This is a genomic window from Catellatospora aurea (assembly GCF_042663325.1).
GTDB classification, from domain to species: domain Bacteria; phylum Actinomycetota; class Actinomycetes; order Mycobacteriales; family Micromonosporaceae; genus Catellatospora; species Catellatospora aurea.
This window is the reverse complement of sequence record NZ_JBHTAC010000039.1, coordinates 12562-31216: the sequence shown is the minus strand read 5'-3', so window position 1 is coordinate 31216 and position 18655 is coordinate 12562. Positions and strand designations below refer to the sequence as shown.

Below are 18655 nucleotides of genomic sequence, written 5' to 3'. Positions count from 1 at the left end.
GTACCGCGCAGAACGGTTCGCACCAGGCGAAACGGTCGTCGAGAGTGGCCCCGAGAGTGGCTCAGGGCAGCCGCAGCACCCAGCGGTACGCCTGCACCAGCCCGGTGTCGAAGCTGGCCGCCGAACCCCACAGGAACAGCCGGAACCGGCGGTACAGCGGGTCGCCCCAGCGCCGCACCACGTCCTCGCGGGCGGCGTCGAGCCGCCGCGCCCACTCCGCGCAGGTCAGGTGGTAGTTGTGCCGGTCGTCGTCGACGCTGACCAGCTCGAACGGCGAGCGCGCCACCTGGCGCAGGTAGGAGTGCAGCACCAGCGGCGAGGACTTGCCCGGGTAGATGTAGCGGCTCATGAACGTCGACACCCGGTGCTTGGCCCGCATCGCCAGCGCGTCCAGGTAGACGTGCCCGCCCGGCTTGACCAGCTCGGCGTACTTGCGCAGGGTCGCGCCGTAGTTGGGCAGGTGCTCGGTCACGCCCATGTTCACGATCGCGTCGTAGCGGCGCGGGGCCTCGTAGCGCAGCAGGTGCCGGCGCACCACGGTGGCGGGCAGCTGCTCGCGGGCGAACAGGTCGGACAGGTAGCGCTCGGACTCCTCGGCCAGCGTCAGCGTGGTCACGTGCACCCCGCGCCGGGCGGCGAACTCGGCGAACGCGCCCCAGCCGCCGCCGACCTCCAGGATGTGGTCACCGGGGGAGACCCTCAGCGCGTCGAGCGCCAGCTCCATCTTGCGGGTCATCGCGTCTTCGAGCGGCTCGTCGTCGCGGGCGAACACGCCCTGGGTGTAGCACCGGTGCCGGGAGTCCATGAAGGTCAGGAAGAACTCGGACTCGTTGTCGTAGTGCGACGAGATCGCGCGCCGGTCGTGCTCGGCACCGCCGAGCCGCAGCGCCGGGGCGAACCGGGCCAGCCAGGCGATCGGGTGCCGGTCGTGGAACATGCCGCGGACCTTGAGCGCGGCCATCAGGTCGCCCTCGATGTCCAGCCAGCCGCGCAGGTAGGCCACGCCGATCTGGAACTGGTCGAGCCCGGCCAGCGCCTTCGCGCCGCGCGGGTCGCTGATCACGACGGTGAAGGCCGGGTCGCCGGCACCCAGGACGCTGGGCGGCGTGCCGTCGCCGGTGCGGACCGCGAACGGCACCGCCGGGCGGTCGGCGAAGTAGGTCTGGTACCGACGATCGAGGGTCCTTGCCAGGTCAGCGCTCGCCATGGCGCCAATCTAACGCCGTCGAAGCCTCGGTGAAAGGAGCATGCGGATGAACCGCAGGCGGCCGGAACCGGTAACCGGCATGATCGGCGCGCCCGATAGCATGGCCGGAGCCGGACAAACCGCAGCAGAGGACTTGAGGAGATCACCGTGAGCGTTTCGATCAGCCCGCCGCAGGCCGACCCCGTCGTCGTCCGGGCCGGGACGACGGGCGCGGAGGCGATCGCCGAGGCCGGCCTGCCGGTGCACGGCCCCAAGGCGATCGTGGTGGTCCGCGACCCCGAGGGCCGCCTGCGCGACCTGGACTGGTCTCCCGCGGTCGACACCGCGGTCGAGCCGGTCGCCATCGACAGCAAGGACGGCCTCGACGTGCTGCGCCACTCCACGGCGCACGTGCTCGCCCAGGCCGTGCAGGACATCTTCCCCGAGGCGAAGCTGGGCATCGGCCCGCCGATCGACAACGGCTTCTACTACGACTTCTCGGTCGCCAAGCCGTTCCACCCGGACGACCTGGACAAGATCGAGAAGCGGATGCAGGAGATCGTCAAGTCGGGGCAGCGCTTCTCCCGGCGCCGCTTCGAGACGCTCGACGAGGCCAAGGCCGAGCTGAAGGACGAGCCGTTCAAGCTCGAACTGGTCGACATCAAGGGTGACGCGGGCGACGACGTCATGGAGGTGGGCGGCGGCGAGCTGACCATCTACGACAACCTCGACGCCAAGACCGGCGAGCGCTGCTGGGGCGACCTGTGCCGGGGCCCGCACCTGCCGTCGACCCGGCTGATCGGCGCGTTCAAGCTGATGCGCTCCGCGGCGGCGTACTGGCGCGGCTCGGAGAAGAACCCCCAGCTGCAGCGGGTGTACGGCACCGCGTGGCCGACCCGTGACCAGCTCAAGGACTACCTGAAGCTGCTGGAGGAGGCGGCCCGGCGCGACCACCGCAAGCTGGGCACCGACCTCGACCTGTTCAGCTTCCCCGACGAGATCGGCTCGGGCCTGGCGGTCTTCCACCCCAAGGGCGGTGTGATCAAGCGCGAGATGGAGGACTACGTCCGCCTGCGCCACATCGAGGAGGGCTTCCAGTACGTCGGCACGCCGCACATCACCAAGGAAGGCCTCTTCCACACCTCGGGTCACCTGCCCTACTACAAGGAGACCATGTTCCCGCCGATGGACATGGAGGGCAGCGACTACTACCTCAAGGCCATGAACTGCCCGATGCACAACCTGATCTACCGGTCGCGCGGGCGTTCGTACCGTGAGCTGCCGATCCGGCTGTTCGAGTTCGGCTCGGTGTACCGGTTCGAGAAGTCGGGCGTGATCCACGGCCTGACCCGGGTGCGCGGCTTCACCCAGGACGACTCGCACTCCTACGTCACCAAGGAGCAGGCGGCCGCCGAGATCAAGCACCTGCTCGACTTCGTGCTCGGCCTGCTCAAGGACTTCGGCATCACCGACTTCTACCTGGAGCTGTCGACCCGTGACGACAGCAAGCCGGAGAAGTTCGTCGGCTCGGAGGAGGACTGGGCCACGGCCACCGCGGTGCTGGAGCAGTGCGCCCTGGAGACCGGGCTGACCCTGGTGCCGGACCCGGGCGGCGCGGCGTTCTACGGCCCGAAGATCTCCGTGCAGGCCAAGGACGCCATCGGTCGCACCTGGCAGATGTCGACCATCCAGTACGACTTCAACCAGCCGAAGGGCTTCGAGCTGGAGTACCAGGCCGCCGACGGCACCCGCCAGCAGCCGGTCATGATCCACTGTGCGAAGTTCGGCTCGATCGAGCGCTTCATCGGCGTGCTCACCGAGCACTACGCGGGCGCGTTCCCGGCCTGGCTGGCCCCGGTCCAGGTGGTCGGCATCCCGATCCGCAGCGACGACGAGGCCGGGCACACCGCCTACCTGTACGACTTCGTGGCCAAGCTGCGCAAGGCGGGCATCCGGGCCGAGGTCGACAGCTCCGACGAGCGCATGCAGAAGAAGATCCGCACCGCGCAGCAGCAGAAGATCCCGTTCATGGCCATCGTCGGCGACCAGGACCTGGCCGACGGCACGGTGTCCTTCCGCTACCGCGACGGCTCCCAGCGCAACGGCGTCAGCCTGGACGAGGCCGTCGCCCACGTGACCGAGATCGTGCGCTCGCGCGTCAACACCGGCCCGTCCGCCGCCGTGGCGGAGAACGCCGAGGCGGCGTGAGCGTGCGTACCAACGAGGCCGGGTTCGTGCTCCACACGGACCCGGCCCGGCTCGACCTCGACACCGTCGAGCGCTGGCTGGCCCAGGAGAGCTACTGGGCCAACGGGCGCGAGCGCGCGGTCATCGAGCGCTCGCTGGCCGGCTCCACCGTGTACGGGATCTACGCCCCGGACGGAACGCAGGTCGGCCTGCTGCGGGTGGTCACCGACGGGGCCACCTTCGCCTGGCTGTGCGACGTGTTCGTCGAGGCGGCGTACCGGGGGCAGGGCCTGGCCCGGTGGGCGGTGGCGGCGGTCCGCGACGACCTGCTGGCGCTCGGCGTCTACCGGATCATCCTGGCGACCGCCGACGCGCACGGCGTCTACGCGGAGGCCGGGTTCACCCCGCTGGCCGAGCCCGACCGCTGGATGCAGCTGACCACCCGGGTCATCGGCCGCCCCGACGTGCCCTTCACCGCGGCGGCGCCGGCATGAGCGCGCCGGACCCGGACGGCCTCGAACGGCTCTGGACTCCGTGGCGCATGGCGTACGTCAGCGGCGGCCCGAAGTCCACCGACTGCCCGTTCTGCGTCGCGCCGGTGTCCGACCCCGACGGGCTGGTGGTCGCCCGCGGCGAAGCCGTGTACGCGGTGCTCAACCGGTTCCCGTACAACCCGGGGCACCTGCTGATCTGCCCGTACCGGCACATCGACGACTACCCGGAGCTCGACGACGCCGAGACCGCGGAACTGGCCGAGTTCACCAAGACGGCGATGCGGGTGGTCCGCAAGGTCTCCAACGCGCACGGGTTCAACATCGGGCTCAACCAGGGCCACGCGGCGGGCGCGGGGATCGCCGCGCACCTGCACCAGCACGTGGTGCCGCGGTGGGGCGGGGACAACAACTTCCTGCCCGTGGTCGCCCGCACCAAGGCCCTGCCGCAGCTGCTCACCGACACCCGCGACCTGCTCCGCGAGGCCTGGCCGGCCTGAATCCGGCGGCGCGCCGCGCGGGTGGCCGATGGTGTCAGACCCCTGCGGAAGGATGGCTGCCATGATTGGCAACCTGCGCACCGTCGTGCTCGACGCGCCCGACATCAAGGGTCTGGCCGCTTTCTACAGCGAGCTGGCCGGCCTGACCGAGCACTACGCCGACGACGAATGGATCACGCTCAAAGCCGCTGACGGCACCCGCCTCGGCTTCCAGCACGCCCCCGATCACGTGCCGCCGCGCTGGCCCGACCCGGCGTACCCGCAGCAGATGCACCTCGACCTGCGCGTGCCCGACATGGCCGCGGCGGTCGAGCACGCCGTCAAGCTCGGCGCGACCCGGCTGCCCGGCGGCGGCGAGACCTTCACCGTGCTCGCCGACCCGGCGGGGCACCCGTTCTGCCTCTGCCAGGGCGAGGTGGACAGCGCCGCGCTCGCCGACGTCGCGATCGACTGCACGTCCGCCGGGCCGCTCGCCCGCTTCTACAGCGAGCTGCTGGGCCTGCCGGTCACCTGGGAGGGCGAGGGCGGCGCGATGATCTCCGCCGAGGGCCGGCTGCCGGTGATCTTCCAGGAGATCGCCGAGCACCGGGCCCCGCGGTGGCCCGACCCGGCCCACCCGCAGCAGTACCACCTGGACGTCGAGGTGTCCGACATCGAGCAGGCCGAGCCGAAGGTGCTCGCTCTCGGCGCGACCCGGCTGGCCGGTGCGGGCGACAACTGGCGGGTGTACGCCGACCCCGCCGGGCACCCGTTCTGCCTGGTCTGGTGACCTGCCGGCGAGCCCGCGTACCCGGTGCGCGGGCTCGCCGCGCCGTCACGCAGTGTGACGTGATCGAGCAAAGGGAACCGCGGAGGGGCCTTCGCACGTCACCATCGGCGTAGACGGCCCGTCTGCACCGCCCGGCCCCTCGGCGCGGTGGGACGGGGGACGGGGGTCCGGCATGGTTTCTCGGCGCGAGATGGTGCGCCTGCTCGCCGCGGGCGGCGTCGGCGCGGCCGCCGCGGTGGCGGTGCCGAAGGTGCGTGGCCTGTTCGGCCCGGACCGGCTGCCCCTCGACGGCGGGTACGCCCCGGCCGGCAACGAGCTGGGCTGGCACAAGGGCGCGGTGCGGGTGCTCTGGCACGTCACCACCGACCGGCCGCTGATCGCGCTGACCTTCGACGACGGCCCCGAGCCCGACTGGACGCCCCGGGTGCTCGACGCCCTCGACGCCCTCGACGCCAAGGCGACGTTCTTCGTCGTCGGCGAGCGGCTGGTGCGCAACGCGGCCCTGGTCCGCGGCCGCTACGCCCGCCACGAGGTGGGCAACCACACCTGGGCGCACAAGGACCTGGCCCAGCGCGACGAGAAGAAGGTGCGCGACCAGCTGCGCCGCTGCCACGACGCCATCGCCGAGCATGTCGGACGGCCGCCGACGCTGCTCCGCCCGCCGTGGGGCCACCTGGGCGGCAGCACGCTGACCGTGGCCGAGGAGTTCGGCTACGACGTGGTCATGTGGTCGCAGCGGATGCGGGAGAACCTGTTCGTGAAGGACCCCGGCGGCATCGTCGCCGACACGGCCGAGCAGGCACGCCCCGGGGCGGTGATCCTCGCCCACGACACCGGCCCCGAGGACCGGCTGGTCTGCATCGCCAACCTCAAGGGCATCGTGACCGGGTTGCGCGACCGCGGCTTCGAGCTGGTCACCGTCTCCGAACTGATGGCCGCCGGCCAGCCCGTCACCACCACCTGACGCTGCGGGTGGTGGTGACGGGCGGCAGGGTCAGCGGGTGGGGGTGTGCTCCTTGCGGGCCTGGTCGGCCAGGTGGCCGGGCATGGGCTCGTAGCGGGCGAACTCGCGGGTGAAGGTGCCCGCGCCCGCCGTCATGGAGCGCAGGTCCACCAGGTAGCGCAGCAGCTCCACGGCGGGCACCTCGGCCCGGACCTGGGTGCGCTCGCCGCCGCCCGGGTCGGACTCCGAGCCCAGCACCCGGCCCCGGCGGCCGGACAGGTCGCTCATCACCGCGCCGACCGCGGAGTCGGGCACCGTGATGACCACCTCGTCGACCGGCTCCAGCAGCGTGATCTGGGCCTTCTCGGCGGCGTCCTTGAGGGCCATGCTGCCCGCGGTCTGGAAGGCCGCGTCGGAGGAGTCGACGCTGTGCGCCTTGCCGTCGACCAGGGTCACCCGGAAGTCGACCACGGGGTAGCCGGCCACGATGCCCTTCTCGGCCTGGGCGCGTACGCCCTTCTCGACGCTGGGGATGTAGTTGTGCGGGATGGCCCCGCCCACGATCTTGTCGACGAACTCGATGCCGGTGCCGCGGGGCAGCGGCTCCAGCTGGATCGCGCAGACGGCGTACTGGCCGTGCCCGCCGGACTGCTTGACGTGGCGGCCCTGCCCGCTGGCCGGGGCGGCGAACGCCTCCCGCAGCGCCACCTTCGCCGGCTCGGTGGACAGCTCGACGCCGCCCGCGCGCAGCCGGTCGAGCACCACGTCGGCGTGCGCCTCGCCCATGCACCACAGCACGAGCTGGTGGGTCTCCGGGTTGCGCTCCAGGCGCAGCGTCGGGTCGCCCGCGACCAGCTTGGCCAGGTTCTTGGCCAGCGCGTCCTCGTCAGAGCGGGTCTTGGGCACCACCGCGACCGGCAGCAGCGGCTCGGGCATCAGCCACGGGGCCACCAGCAGCGGCCTGTCCTTGCCGGAGATGGTGTCGCCGGTCTCGGCGGCGGTCGACTTGGTGACGGCGCAGATGTCGCCGGCCACGCACTTGGCCACCTCGCGCAGGTTCGCGCCGAGCGGGGAGTAGATGTGGGTGACCCGCTCGTCGGCGTCGTGGTCGGGGTGGCCGCGTTCGGCCAGGCCGTGGCCGCTGATGTGCACCGGGGTGTCCGGGCGCAGCGTGCCGGAGAAGACCCGGACCAGGCTGACCCGGCCGACGTACGGGTCGATGGTGGTCTTGACGACCTCGGCCACCAGCGGGCCGTTCGGGTCGCAGTCCAGCGCGTCGCGGGGCGAGCCGTCGACGCCGGTGACCGCGGGCAGCGGGTGCTCCAGCGGGGTCGGGAACGCCCTGGTCAGCAGCTCCAGCAGCGCGTCCAGGCCGACGCCGGTCTCGGCGCACACCGGCACCGCCGGGTGGAAGTGGCCGCGCGCGACGGCCTTCTCCAGGTCGTCGATGAGCACCTGGGAGTCGATGACCTCGCCCGCGAGGTACCGGTCCATCAGGGTCTCGTCCTCGCTCTCGGCGATGATGCCCTCGATCAGCTCGCCGCGGGACTCCTCGATCGCGGGCAGGTGCTCCGGGTCGGGCCGGCGCACCTGGGGCGGGTAGCCGTTCGAGTAGTCGTAGACCTGCTGCGAGATGAGTCCGATCAGGCCCTCGACGGAGTGGCCGTCGTCGCCGTGCATCGGCAGGTACAGCGGCTGCACCTCCTCGCCGAAGACCCGCTGGCACAGGGCGAGGGCCTCGTCGAAGTCGGCCCTCGGGTGGTCCAGCCGGGTGATCGCCACGGCGCGCGGCATGCCGACCGCGGCGCACTCCTCCCAGAGGGTGGCGGTGGCGGCGTCCATGCCGTCCCAGGCGCTGACCACGAACAGGGCCGCGTCGGCGGCGCGCAGGCCGGCCCGCAGCTCGCCCACGAAATCGGCGTAGCCGGGAGTGTCCAGCAGGTTCACCTTCACGCCCTGGTGGGACAGCGGCGCGCAGGCCAGGGCGACGGAGCGCTGCTGCTTGACCGCGGCCGGGTCGTGGTCGGTGACCGTGGTGCCCTCGGTGACCGAGCCCGCCCGGCCGATGGTTCCCGTGGCGGCGAGCAGCGCCTCGACCAGCGTCGTCTTACCGCTGCCGGCGTGCCCGACCACCACCACGTTGCGCACGTCTGACGGCTGCTCGGCGACCTGCGCCGGAGCCTGTGAGACCTTCTCCTTGTCGCCGCGCGCCATCTGTCCGCCTCCTGTTGCCGTGTCGGTTACTGCATTGTTTCCGATCCCACACCCATCGGGCGTACGGATACAACCCCGGCGTCAGCGTGTCGCCGCTGTCGAGCGTGCCAACACGCCCCGCTATCGTTAGCGCCATCATGGCGAAGATCCTCAGCGTGGTGGGCAAGGCCGGCACGGCCCGCCTGCTCGATCCCCTCAGCCGGGTCCTGCTGCGCGCGGGGGTGAGCCCGAACGCGGTGACCGTGGTCGGCACCCTGGGCGTGCTGGTGGGCGCGTTCGGTTTCGCGGCACGCGGCCACTGGATCGCCGCCGTGGTGATCATCTTAGTGTGCGGCCTCACGGACGTGATGGACGGGGCGATGGCTCGCGCCCGCGGCAGCGCCAACCGTTACGGCGCGCTGCTGGACTCGACCATGGACCGGATCGCCGACGGCGCCATCTTCGCGGCCATCGCCTGGTGGTATGCGGGCACCGGCGACCGCGCCTCGCTGGCCGCCGCCCTGATCTGCCTGGTCACCGGGCAGGTCGTCTCCTACGTCAAGGCGCGCGCCGAAGGACTGGGCATGTCCTGCCACGTCGGCCTGGTCGAGCGCGCCGAGCGCCTGATCATCGTCGGGGTCGGCGCGCTGCTGACCGGCTTCGGCCTGTCCTGGGGCCTGCCCGCCTCGCTGTGGCTGCTCGCGGCCGGTTCGGTGTTCACCGTCTGGCAGCGCATGTGGCACGTGCACAAGCACGAGTCGGCCGGGGAGTCGGTGTGAGAGAGCTTGGCGAGCGAACCATGTCGGTGAGGACTCGCGCCGTCGACGAGCGCAGCGAGGAGACGGCGTGAGCGGGCGCGAGCGGCTCGTCGAGTTCGGCTACGCGGCCGGGTGGCGGCTGGTGCGGGCGCTGCCCGAGTCCGCCGCGTCGGCGCTGTTCCGGGCCGGGGCGGACCGGGCCGCCGCGAAGCGGGGACCGAGCGTGCAGCGGCTGGCCCGCAACCTGCGCAACGTGCTCGGCCACGAGCCGTCCGACGAACTGGTCCGCGACGCGATGCGCTCGTACGCGCGCTACTGGCTGGAGGCGTTCCGGCTGCCGTCGAAGTCGAAGGCGCAGCTGCGTGACGGCTTCCGGCTGCACGGCGTCGAGAAGCTGATCGGCGCGCACGAGGCCGGCACCGGTGCGATCGTCGCGCTGCCGCACGCGGGCAACTGGGACGCGGCCGGCGCGCTGGTCACCGCGCACGGGGTGCCGCTGACCACCGTCGCGGAGCGGCTCAAGCCGGAGGGGCTGTACCGGCGGTTCCTGCAGTACCGCGAGAACCTGGGCATGACCATCGTGCCGACCGTCGGCGGGCAGGGCTCGCCCATCGACGCGCTGGTCAAAGCGTTGGGGCAGGCGCACGTCGTGCCACTGCTGGCCGACCGCGACCTGTCCGCGCGGGGTGTCGAGGTGGAGTTCTTCGGCGGGCGCACCCGCATGCCGGCCGGTCCGGCGATGCTGGCGCTGCGCACCGGCGCGCCGCTGTTCGTGGTGGACATGTGGTACGAGCCGGACATGGCCTGCGGCCGGGTGATCGGCCCGCTGCCGGTGCCCGACGCGTCCGCCGGCCCGCTCGACGTGCGGGTCCGGCTGCTCACCCAGCAGGTCGCCGACGGCCTGGCCCGGGGCATCGCCGCGCACCCGGCCGACTGGCACATGCTGCAGAAGCTGTGGCTGACCGAGCCGCCCGCGGGCGACCCGGCGACCGCCCGCGCCACTTCGGCCGCGGGCGTCCCCGACCCCGAGGAGTGACGTGCGGATCGGAATCGTCTGCCCGTACTCGCTGGACGTGCCGGGCGGGGTGCAGTTCCACGTACGCGACCTCGCCGAGACGCTGATCGCGATGGGGCACGAGGTCAGCGTCCTCGCCCCCGCCGACGACGACCAGCCCCTCCCGCCGTACGTGGTGGCCGCCGGGCGGGCCGTGCCGGTGCCGTACAACGGCTCGGTGGCCCGGCTCAACTTCGGCCCGATCTCCGCCGCGCGCACCCGGCGCTGGCTGCACCAGGGCGACTTCGACGTGCTGCACGTGCACGAGCCGCTGACACCGAGCCTGTCGCTGCTCGCGGTGATGTCGGCGCGCGGCCCGGTGGTGGCCACGTTCCACACCGCGATCACCCGCTCGCGGGCGCTGGCGGCGGGCGCGCCGGTGGCCCGGGTGGTGCTGGAGCGCATCACCGGCCGCATCGCGGTCAGCGAGCTGGCCCGCCGGGTGCAGGTGGAACACCTGGACGGCGGCGCGGTGGAGATCCCGAACGGGGTCTCCGTGGCGCACTTCGCCGACGCCGAACCGCTGCCGGGCTGGCCGGGGGAGTGCCGGCCCGGGTACGGCGGCACGGTCGGTTTCCTGGGCCGCTTCACCGAGCCCCGCAAGGGCTTCGACATCCTCGCCCGCGCGCTGGCCGAGGTGATGCCGCAGCGGCCCGGCATGCGGCTGCTGCTGGCCGGGCCCGGCGACCTCGGCGAGGTGGACCTGCCGCCGGTGGTCGCCGAGCGCACGACGTTCCTGGGCAAGGTGTCGGAGGAGGACAAGGCGCGCATGCTGCGCAGCGTCGACCTGTACATCGCGCCGAACACCGGCGGGGAGTCGTTCGGCATGATCCTCACCGAGGCGATGGCGGCGGGCGCGCCCGTGGTCGCCACCGACCTGGACGCGTTCCGCCGGGTGCTGGACGGCGGCCGGGCGGGCGCGCTGTTCCCCAACGGCGACGCCGCGGCCCTGGGCGAGGCCGTCAGCGCCCTGCTCGACGACGGTGCACGCCGCCGTGAGCTGGCCGAACACGCGGGCCGGGTGGTCGCCGCGTACGACTGGCCGGTGGTCGCGGCGCGGGTGCTGGAGGTCTACAACAGCGCCATCGAGGCCCTCGGCGAGACGGTCAGCGGGGAGGAGACCCCCGCGCAGTGGTGAGCCCGTAACGGCGCACCACTACGATGCCCGGCATGGGTTGGGTGATCGGCGTCGTGGCCTTGGTGGTCGTGATCGCGTCGTACGTCACCTGGACCGCCGGGCGGGTGGACCGCCTGCACCTGCGGGCCGCCTCGGCGGGCCGGGCGCTGGACTCGCAGCTGGTGCGCCGCGCGGCGGCCGCCGCGGTGCTGGCCGAGCACGAGCTGGCCGGCGATCCGGCGGGCGCGGACCTGTACGCGGCCGCCCGCGCCGCGCTCGACGCCCGCGAGGACGACCGGGAGGCGTCGGAGAACGACCTCACCCGGATGCTGCGCAAGCAGGCTCTCGACCCGCAGGAGCCGAACGGGGCGGCCGTGATCGCGGCCAGCCGCCGGGTCGCGCTGGCCCGGCAGATGCACACCGACCTGGTCCGCGGCGCGCTGGCGTCTCGCGAACGGCCGCTGGTGCGCCTGCTGCGGCTCAACCGCAAGCACGCCCGCCCGTCGTACTTCGACATCGACGATCCGACCTTGAGCGCGGTCTGAGCGCTCGGGTACATTTGCGGCTTCCGCTGAGTTGTCGCAGGTCACACCTGTGACTCGGGTCACAGGCCGGGCCACAGGGTGCTGATTGGCCGTCGGGTGGCCTGCTCGCCCCCGCGTAGAATTCACCCCAGCGGAGCCTGCCGCCCGCCCTGCGGTGATCGTATGACGCCGGGCGGCCTCCTCCGCGGTCCTCGATCCCGTGTGTCAGGAGAAGCGCGACATCATGTCTGCAACCGAGTCTGTGAACGTACCGGTGACCGGCACCGCCCGCGTGAAGCGCGGCATGGCCGAGATGCTCAAGGGCGGCGTGATCATGGACGTCGTCAACGCGGAGCAGGCGAAGATCGCCGAGGACGCCGGCGCCGTCGCGGTCATGGCGCTGGAGCGCGTGCCCGCCGACATCCGGGCGCAGGGCGGCGTGTCCCGCATGAGCGACCCCGACATGATCGACGGCATCATCAACGCCGTCTCCATCCCGGTCATGGCCAAGGCCCGCATCGGCCACTTCGTCGAGGCGCAGGTGCTGCAGTCGCTCGGCGTCGACTACGTCGACGAGTCCGAGGTGCTGACCCCGGCCGACTACGCCAACCACATCGACAAGTGGCAGTTCACCGTGCCCTTCGTCTGCGGCGCGACCAACCTGGGCGAGGCGCTGCGCCGGATCACCGAGGGCGCGGCCATGATCCGCTCCAAGGGCGAGGCCGGCACCGGTGACGTGTCCAACGCCACCACCCACATGCGCAAGATCCGTGGCGAGATCAAGAAGCTGACCTCGCTGCCCGCCGACGAGCTGTACGTCGCCGCCAAGGAGCTGCAGGCGCCGTACGAGCTGGTCAAGGAGATCGCCGAGACGGGCAAGCTGCCCGTCGTGCTGTTCACCGCGGGCGGCATCGCCACCCCGGCCGACGCCGCGATGATGATGCAGCTCGGCGCCGAGGGTGTCTTCGTGGGCTCGGGCATCTTCAAGTCGGGCAACCCGGCGCAGCGCGCCGAGGCGATCGTGAAGGCCACCACCTTCTACGACGACCCGGACGTGCTCGCGAAGGTCTCCCGCGGCCTGGGCGAGGCCATGGTCGGCATCAACGTCGACGAGATCCCGCAGCCGCACCGCCTGGCCGAGCGCGGTTGGTGAACCCGCTGGTCCCGGCGACGGGACCAGCCCTGTGCGCACTACCTGACGACCCGTCCGCTGCTCAGCGGGCGGGTCGCCTGCTTTCCTCGCAGGCCTCGCCGTCGCGGTCCGGGTCCAGGCGGTGCCGGTCCCTGCCGCGTACGAGCAGGCGCGCGACCGTGCCGTCGGGGGCCGGGTCGAAGTAGCCGTGGCCGCGCAGCCAGTCGCAGCGCGCGCGAACCCCGGGCGGGAACCGCCACGGCACGCACAGGCCAGGCTGGCGCGGCATGCGGTAGCCGTGGTCGCAGCCGTCGATGCTCGCGGGCAGCTCCGGTGGCTTCTTCGGTTTCGGCAGCGGCCGCTGCGGCCTGGCCTGCGGTTTACGGGCGAAGGACTGCACGAACGGCCGCACCGCGCCGGGCCGGGCCGGGTGCGGGCCGAGCGTGACCCAGGTCGCGGGTCCGGCCGTGGCGGTGGGCGGCCCGAGGCCGGTGGCGACGGTCAGCAGGACGGCGGCGGCCGCGAGCAGCCGCAGCGCGGTACGCGTGGACGTGTTCACGAGATGTGCACCCACTTGGCCACGGACGGCACCCCGTTGGCGCCGACGACGAAGAGCATGTACCAGCCGGGCGGCGCGATGTTCGGGTTGCTGGTGAGGTTCAGGCCGATGCCGTCGCCGTCCACCGTCATCGGCAGGTCCACGTAGCGCTGGTTGGGGTCGGACGAGTGTGTCACCGCGGCCGGGCGGATCAGGGCGGCCTTGAGCACCGGGCCGTCCACCGTGATCTGCTGCGTCGAGCCGTACGCCCACTGCGTGCTCGCCACGGATCTGATCTGCGGCCGCGCCCCCCGGAACAGGTACGGCGGGGAGTAGATCGAGATGTGGGTGGCGAACGAGCCGTCGCCCGGGTTGTCGCCGAAGGCCATCACCCGCCCGTCCGGCAGCAGGAACGCCGACGAGTGGTACGTGCGCGGCATCGGGTCGGTGGCCATGCCCGCGGTGAACGTGTTCGTGGCCGGGTCGAACATCGACGCCTCGTAGACGGGGTCGGCCCGGTTGTGCAGGCCGCCGCCGGTCTCGAAGACCAGTCCGTCGGGCAGCAGCACCGCGGAGACGTACATCTTGCCCTGGTCTTCGGTCTGCGGCACGCCGCCGGTGAGCGTCCCGGTCGGGATCGGCGGACCCGGGGTGTACGCCGGGGCGGTGGCCTTCAGGTCGATCACGTCGGTGAGCCGGTGCGCGTCGGGGTTGGCGACGTTGTTGCCGCCGCCCAGGGTGAGCACCCGCTGGTCCTGCGCGGGCGGCAGCAGCACGCTCATCGACTGGTCGCGCTCGTCCTTGCGGCGCAGGCCGGGCACGTCGGTCACGGTGCCGGCAGCGTGGTCGTAGATGGACGCGCCGGTGCCGGGCAGGTTGTCGCCGAAGACGTGGCTGCCCGTGTAGAACAGCCGGCCGTCCTGCATCAGGATCATCGACGGGTACAGCCCCCAGAAGCGCCAGGTCTGGTTGGTCTCGTTCAGCCCCAGCCAGCGGCCCTGCGCGGCGGAGTAGTATTCGGTGGCCACCGTGCCCCCGGAGTCCTCGCCGAGCCCGCCCAGCGAGATCACGTCACCGTTGCCCAGCAGGGTCGCCGACGGATACCAGTGCCCGGCGTTGAGGTCGTTGAGCCGGGTGTACGCGTTCGTCGCCGGATCGAAGACGTAGGACTCCTTGAGGCCCCGGTAGCCGGTCGCGCCGTCCGCGCTCGGGTAGTCCTTGTTGCCGCCCATGATCAGGACCCGGCCGTCGGAGAGCTGCACGTGCCCGGAGCAGAACAGGTCCGCCGGGGTCGGCACGTTCACGAACGTCCCGGAGTACGGCCGGTACAGCGCGGTCGCGAAGCTGCCCGCCGCGAACGCGTCCGCGTCGTTGCCGGAACCGGCCACCAGCAGCACGTTCCCGTCGTGCAGCACCACTGCGTGCATGGCCCGCGCCGGGGCGGTGAACGGCATCACCTGCCACGCCCCCTTGGTGCACGCCTCGCCCGCGCTGCACGCCGCACCCGGCGTCGGCTGGGTGACGTCGACCATCCGGTAGTCGTCGGTGACCAGCGTGCCGGTGTCGTAGACGGTCACGCCCCAGGTGATCTGGTCGGTGTGCGGCGGGATCGGCGGCGTGCGCACCGTCTTCTCGGTGAACTCCGCGGTCACCGGCAGCGACGCCAGGTCCGTCCAGTACTGCCAGCCCGCGGCCGTGTCGTGCCGGAACATCGTCATGACGGTGCTGGTGGTGGTCGTCTTGTACCAGACCGACAGGTCGTACTGGTGGCCCGGCGTGACGTTCGGGGCGCACGACGGGTCCTCGACCATCATCGCCTTGCGGTCGCCCGAGGCCCGGTCCGTCAGCGTGATCGCCATGGCGGACGCGCCGCTGTGCGCGTCCCCGGTGACCGCGAACGTGTACGAGTTGTCACCCCACCCGGCCGCGTTCCAGCAGAGCGGGAAGCCGTTCGCGGACAGCGCCTCCAGACCCGGGTTGGCGACCAGGTTCGCATCGGCGTACGCGGCCTCGGCGGCGAGTCCCGCCGCGGCCAGCAGCGCGGCCAGGACCAGGGCCGGTCTGCGCCGGCGCGCCCGCAGCCACGGGATCGGATTCACGTCGCCTCCCTGGGATCGGTGTCGTGGTCGGTCACGGCGCGGTCAGCGCCGGTCGGCGGGGGAGTCGGGCACCCAGCGGATCTCGATGCGGTCGCTGCCCGAGCCGAAGGTCGCCAGCACGTCGGAGTGCTCCAGCAGCGCGTCCACGGTCGGCAGCGGAGCCCGGTCGCCGCGCATCGCCGGGGTGGAGACCACGTAGTCGACGTCGCGCCAGCCGCGGGGCAGCTCGGCGGCGACCTTCGCGTCCAGGTCGACCTTGTAGAACCACAGCACGTTCTCGCGCGGGAACCCGTCGCGGACCAGGTCGAGCCAGAGCACGTCGTCGACCACCACCCGGGTGCGGGCCCGGTCGGGCACCCGTTCGCGCAGCCACGCCGCGGCCGCCTCGTACGGCGTGTTGTCGCGGGCGGTCAGCGCCCGGTGCACGCCGCCGGACCAGCGCACCCCGACCACGCCGACCGCGAGCACGGCGAGCCCGAGCAGCACCGTGCGGCGCCAGCCGGGGACCTGCTCGCCGGGCGGCCCGGTGAGCGCGTGCCGGACGGCCAGCGCCAGCACCCCGGCCAGGCAGAGCGCGAGGAACGGCAGCGCCTGGATCACGTACATCGTCGGCAGGTAGCCGCCGGGACGCAGTGCCACCACCGTCAGCAGCGCGACCGCGACGGCGGGCACCCGCAGCCGCCGGACCGCCAGCGCCACCGCGGCGGCCAGCACACCGCCGGCCAGCAGCACCGCGTCGTAGTACAGCCACGAGCCGACCACCGTGTTGGCCGGGCTGCCCGCGGTGAACACGCTGCCCGAGCCGGTGCGGCTGTGCAGCTGGAACTGCCAGGCCCCGATCAACGACACGTGGCCCGGACCCGGCAGCAGCTCGCCGTTGAGCATCGCGAACAGCGGGTAGAAGCCGCCGACCAGCAGCAGTCCGCTGCCGAACCCGGCGAAGGAGAAGGCGCGCACCCCGTTGCGGGCGGTGCCCTGCCACAGCGCGAGCACCACCGCGGGCAGCGCCACGATCATGGTCTCCTTGCACAGCGCGGCCGTCGCCGCCGCCGCGCCGGCCGCGACGTGGTGCCACAGGTGCCGCCGGGGCGACAGCGCCAGCACCAGCGCGCCGAGCAGCCAGGCCACGGCGAAGCTGTCCAGGTAGATCTGCCGCTGCGTGGTCACCGCCAGCGGCGAGAGCCCGTAGCAGAGCACGGCGACCGCCGCCGCCCAGCGGGGCAGCCCGAGGCGGCGGCCGAGCAGGTAGGTGAGCAGCAGGATGGCCGCGGTGACGGCCAGCATCGCGTACCGCCCGGTGGGCACCGAGAGGCCCTCGGACAACGCCGCGGGCAGCCAGGACAACGCGGCGAGCTGGATCCAGGCCAGCGGCGGGTGGTCGTACCAGTAGGTGTAGTGGCCAAGCCCCAGTCCTTGCCGCACGGCCCAGGCCTGGGCCAGGTAGGTCCCCTCGTCGTCGCTGGCGGCCGGGAACCCGGTGATGTTCCAGGCGTGCACGAACAGCACGATCGCGGTGATGCCGGTGACCAGCAGGCCGCCCGGCGACCGCAGGCGCCGCAGCAGCCGGGCGCGCATCGGCTCGGGCCGCTCCTCGACCTCGACGGTCTTTTCCGGGACTGCGGCATGAACTTCCGGTGCGTCGGTCTCGGCCGTCGGCGGCGGGTCGTCGCCGGCGATGGCGTCGAACGCCGGTTCGTCCGCAGGGGTGGCGGGTTCGGGTGCGACGGCTGGGTGGAAGGTGACCGCGATGGCCCGGGGCGGGGCGGGCCGTTTCGTGAAGGAGCGGGAGCGGGCGCGGCGGCGCGACGAGGTGGTCATGACGAGCTGCCGTCCGTGGCCGGGGTTTCGGTGAGGTGCGCGCCGACGTGCCTGGTCAGTTCCCAGTTGGTGCGTCCGGTCCATTCGCGCCAGATGGCGCGGACCGCGGCCACCGACAGGATCAGCATGTACGGGAAGGTGCCGAGCACCAGCTGCGCGTAGTGCACCGGGCGCACCCGCAGGCCGAACTGCTTGCCGAAGTCGCGCAACCCGGCCACCTGGAACGCCAGCGTCGCGGCCGTGGGCAGCGCCGGCAGGAAGGTCAGCATCGCGACCGCGACCGGCACGTGCGCGAACAGCGCCACGTACAGGCCGATCGGCACCGCGATCGCCGAGAACGCCTGCACGAACGGGCCGGTCAGGGTGTACCGGGCGAGCATGCGCGACCAGAAGGTCGGCAGCCCGCGCCAGTCGCCCTTGCGCAGCACCTGCAGGAAGCCCTGGTTCCACCGGGTGCGCTGCTTGAGCAGCCCGGACACCGAATCCGGGGTCTCCTCGCGGGTGACGATCGCCGAGTCGTACGCCACCACGACCCGCTCGCCGCTGCTGGACAGCCGTACGCCCAGGTCGCAGTCCTCGGCGAGGCAGGTGCCGTCCCAGCCGCCCGCGCGGCGCAGCACGTCGGTCCGCACGAAGACGGTGTTGCCGCCGAGCGGGATGAACCCCCGGCGGGCGTGCAGGTGCAGGCGGCTGCGGAACCAGAAGAAGTACTCCAGGCAGTTGTGCAGGCTGTACCAGCTGGAATGGAAGTTGATCAGCTGGACGCCGCCCTGCACCACGGTCGCGCCGCTGCGCCGGAAGGCGTGGTCGACGTGGGTGAGCAGGGCCGGGTGCACCTGGTCCTCGGCGTCGAAGACCCCGACGACGTCGCCGCGGCAGTGCGGCAGCGCGCTGTTGAGCGCCTTGGGTTTGCTCTTGACCTCGTTGGTGTCGACGACCACGCGTACGCGGTCCGGGGTCTGCTCGGCGAGCTGCCGGGCGACCGCGGTGGTGCCCTCGTCGTCGTGGCCGACCACCAGGATCACCTCGTAGTGCGGGTGGCTCGATTCGAGCAGCCGGCGCACGGTGTGCGCGAGCACCTCCTCCTCGTGGCGGGCCGGGACGAGCAGCGAGAAGGAGAGGGTGTGCGCGCCGTCGGGAGCGGCGAACCTGGTGGCGGCGAGGGTCTCCGGGGTGCGCCAGGCGTGCATCGTCCACCAGAGCGTGACCACGGCGAAGGCGAACAGGGCGAGGGAGACGGCGGTCATCGTGACGGCAGCCATGACCTGCCCGTCCGGCTGTTGAGCAACAGGGGCATACATTCCCTTATCTGTACAAAACGGACATGAGAGGCACGTGGATGCCAC

16 protein-coding genes are annotated in these 18655 nt (G+C 72.4%); 10 read left to right on the top strand and 6 right to left on the bottom strand.

What is annotated here, in order from left to right; translation table 11 throughout:
- Positions 1-61: 61 nt before the first annotated feature.
- Positions 62-1207, bottom strand: coding sequence for a class I SAM-dependent methyltransferase (locus tag ACFQO7_RS28445; protein ID WP_376809252.1), 1146 nt, complete (start codon positions 1205-1207; stop codon positions 62-64).
- Positions 1208-1354: 147 nt separating this feature from the next.
- On the opposite strand from ACFQO7_RS28445, the gene thrS reads away from it, so the two are divergent.
- The 5 genes from thrS (at position 1355) to ACFQO7_RS28420 (ending at position 6097) form a co-directional block, all read left to right on the top strand.
- Positions 1355-3394 carry a threonine--tRNA ligase gene (gene thrS, locus ACFQO7_RS28440; RefSeq protein WP_360539252.1) on the top strand — a complete coding sequence of 680 codons (2040 nt, stop codon included), beginning with the start codon at positions 1355-1357 and terminating at the stop codon, positions 3392-3394.
- A 2-nt stretch (positions 3395-3396) separates the two neighbouring features.
- The gene (locus ACFQO7_RS28435) at positions 3397-3867 is read left to right on the top strand and encodes a GNAT family N-acetyltransferase (protein WP_376809251.1); all 471 of its coding nucleotides are present in this window, start codon (positions 3397-3399) and stop codon (positions 3865-3867) included.
- Entirely contained in the window at positions 3864-4364 is a 501-nt protein-coding gene (locus tag ACFQO7_RS28430; protein ID WP_376809250.1) for an HIT family protein, read from the top strand. The genes ACFQO7_RS28435 and ACFQO7_RS28430 overlap by 4 nt, the downstream gene beginning before the upstream one ends.
- 61 nt (positions 4365-4425) lie before the next feature.
- Positions 4426-5133, top strand: a complete 708-nt coding sequence (locus tag ACFQO7_RS28425) for a VOC family protein (RefSeq protein ID WP_376809249.1) — start codon at positions 4426-4428, stop codon at positions 5131-5133.
- A gap of 172 nt (positions 5134-5305) precedes the next feature.
- Positions 5306-6097: a polysaccharide deacetylase family protein gene (locus ACFQO7_RS28420; protein ID WP_376809248.1), complete on the top strand. Its 792-nt coding sequence runs from the start codon at positions 5306-5308 to the stop codon at positions 6095-6097.
- A 30-nt stretch (positions 6098-6127) separates the two neighbouring features.
- Here ACFQO7_RS28420 and ACFQO7_RS28415 read toward each other — a convergent pair whose 3' ends face one another.
- Complete coding sequence (locus ACFQO7_RS28415; protein ID WP_376809247.1) at positions 6128-8290, bottom strand: elongation factor G-like protein EF-G2; 2163 nt, start codon at positions 8288-8290, stop codon at positions 6128-6130.
- 137 nt (positions 8291-8427) lie between these two features.
- Between ACFQO7_RS28415 and pgsA the strand changes: the two genes are divergently transcribed.
- The 5 genes from pgsA to pdxS all read left to right on the top strand — a co-directional run bounded on the left by pgsA (position 8428) and on the right by pdxS (position 12875).
- Positions 8428-9048: a phosphatidylinositol phosphate synthase gene (pgsA, locus tag ACFQO7_RS28410; protein WP_376809246.1), complete on the top strand. Its 621-nt coding sequence runs from the start codon at positions 8428-8430 to the stop codon at positions 9046-9048.
- Positions 9049-9115: 67 nt separating this feature from the next.
- Positions 9116-10063: a phosphatidylinositol mannoside acyltransferase gene (locus ACFQO7_RS28405; protein ID WP_376809245.1), complete on the top strand. Its 948-nt coding sequence runs from the start codon at positions 9116-9118 to the stop codon at positions 10061-10063.
- Position 10064: 1 nt separating this feature from the next.
- Entirely contained in the window at positions 10065-11219 is a 1155-nt protein-coding gene (locus tag ACFQO7_RS28400) for a glycosyltransferase family 4 protein (protein WP_376809244.1), read from the top strand.
- 32 nt (positions 11220-11251) lie between these two features.
- Complete coding sequence (locus ACFQO7_RS28395; RefSeq protein WP_376809243.1) at positions 11252-11743, top strand: hypothetical protein; 492 nt, start codon at positions 11252-11254, stop codon at positions 11741-11743.
- A 223-nt stretch (positions 11744-11966) separates the two neighbouring features.
- Positions 11967-12875 carry a pyridoxal 5'-phosphate synthase lyase subunit PdxS gene (pdxS, locus tag ACFQO7_RS28390; RefSeq protein ID WP_376809242.1) on the top strand — a complete coding sequence of 303 codons (909 nt, stop codon included), beginning with the start codon at positions 11967-11969 and terminating at the stop codon, positions 12873-12875.
- 61 nt (positions 12876-12936) lie between these two features.
- Here pdxS and ACFQO7_RS28385 read toward each other — a convergent pair whose 3' ends face one another.
- From ACFQO7_RS28385 to ACFQO7_RS28370, 4 genes are read right to left on the bottom strand one after another with little or no spacing between them, the layout of a single operon-like run.
- Positions 12937-13413: a hypothetical protein gene (locus tag ACFQO7_RS28385; RefSeq protein ID WP_376809241.1), complete on the bottom strand. Its 477-nt coding sequence runs from the start codon at positions 13411-13413 to the stop codon at positions 12937-12939.
- Entirely contained in the window at positions 13410-15491 is a 2082-nt protein-coding gene (locus tag ACFQO7_RS28380; protein ID WP_376809240.1) for a galactose oxidase-like domain-containing protein, read from the bottom strand. Before ACFQO7_RS28380 ends, ACFQO7_RS28385 begins: the two co-directional genes overlap by 4 nt.
- Before the next feature lie 42 nt (positions 15492-15533).
- On the bottom strand, positions 15534-17309 hold the full coding sequence (locus ACFQO7_RS28375; protein ID WP_376809239.1) for an ArnT family glycosyltransferase: 1776 nt from the start codon (positions 17307-17309) through the stop codon (positions 15534-15536).
- Positions 17306-18571 carry a glycosyltransferase gene (locus ACFQO7_RS28370; protein ID WP_376809238.1) on the bottom strand — a complete coding sequence of 422 codons (1266 nt, stop codon included), beginning with the start codon at positions 18569-18571 and terminating at the stop codon, positions 17306-17308. The genes ACFQO7_RS28375 and ACFQO7_RS28370 overlap by 4 nt, the downstream gene beginning before the upstream one ends.
- Positions 18572-18655: the final 84 nt, after the last annotated feature.

What these genes read in the sequence shown, in the direction of transcription:
- ACFQO7_RS28445 (WP_376809252.1), bottom strand. Translation starts at nt 1,207, where the DNA reads ATGGCGAGCGCTGACCTGGCAAGGACCCTCGATCGTCGGTACCAGACC.
- ACFQO7_RS28430 (WP_376809250.1), top strand. Translation starts at nt 3,864, where the DNA reads ATGAGCGCGCCGGACCCGGACGGCCTCGAACGGCTCTGGACTCCGTGG.
- ACFQO7_RS28425 (WP_376809249.1), top strand. Translation starts at nt 4,426, where the DNA reads ATGATTGGCAACCTGCGCACCGTCGTGCTCGACGCGCCCGACATCAAG.
- ACFQO7_RS28420 (WP_376809248.1), top strand. Translation starts at nt 5,306, where the DNA reads ATGGTTTCTCGGCGCGAGATGGTGCGCCTGCTCGCCGCGGGCGGCGTC.
- ACFQO7_RS28415 (WP_376809247.1), bottom strand. Translation starts at nt 8,290, where the DNA reads ATGGCGCGCGGCGACAAGGAGAAGGTCTCACAGGCTCCGGCGCAGGTC.
- pgsA (WP_376809246.1), top strand. Translation starts at nt 8,428, where the DNA reads ATGGCGAAGATCCTCAGCGTGGTGGGCAAGGCCGGCACGGCCCGCCTG.
- ACFQO7_RS28395 (WP_376809243.1), top strand. Translation starts at nt 11,252, where the DNA reads ATGGGTTGGGTGATCGGCGTCGTGGCCTTGGTGGTCGTGATCGCGTCG.
- pdxS (WP_376809242.1), top strand. Translation starts at nt 11,967, where the DNA reads ATGTCTGCAACCGAGTCTGTGAACGTACCGGTGACCGGCACCGCCCGC.
- ACFQO7_RS28375 (WP_376809239.1), bottom strand. Translation starts at nt 17,309, where the DNA reads ATGACCACCTCGTCGCGCCGCCGCGCCCGCTCCCGCTCCTTCACGAAA.
- ACFQO7_RS28370 (WP_376809238.1), bottom strand. Translation starts at nt 18,571, where the DNA reads ATGGCTGCCGTCACGATGACCGCCGTCTCCCTCGCCCTGTTCGCCTTC.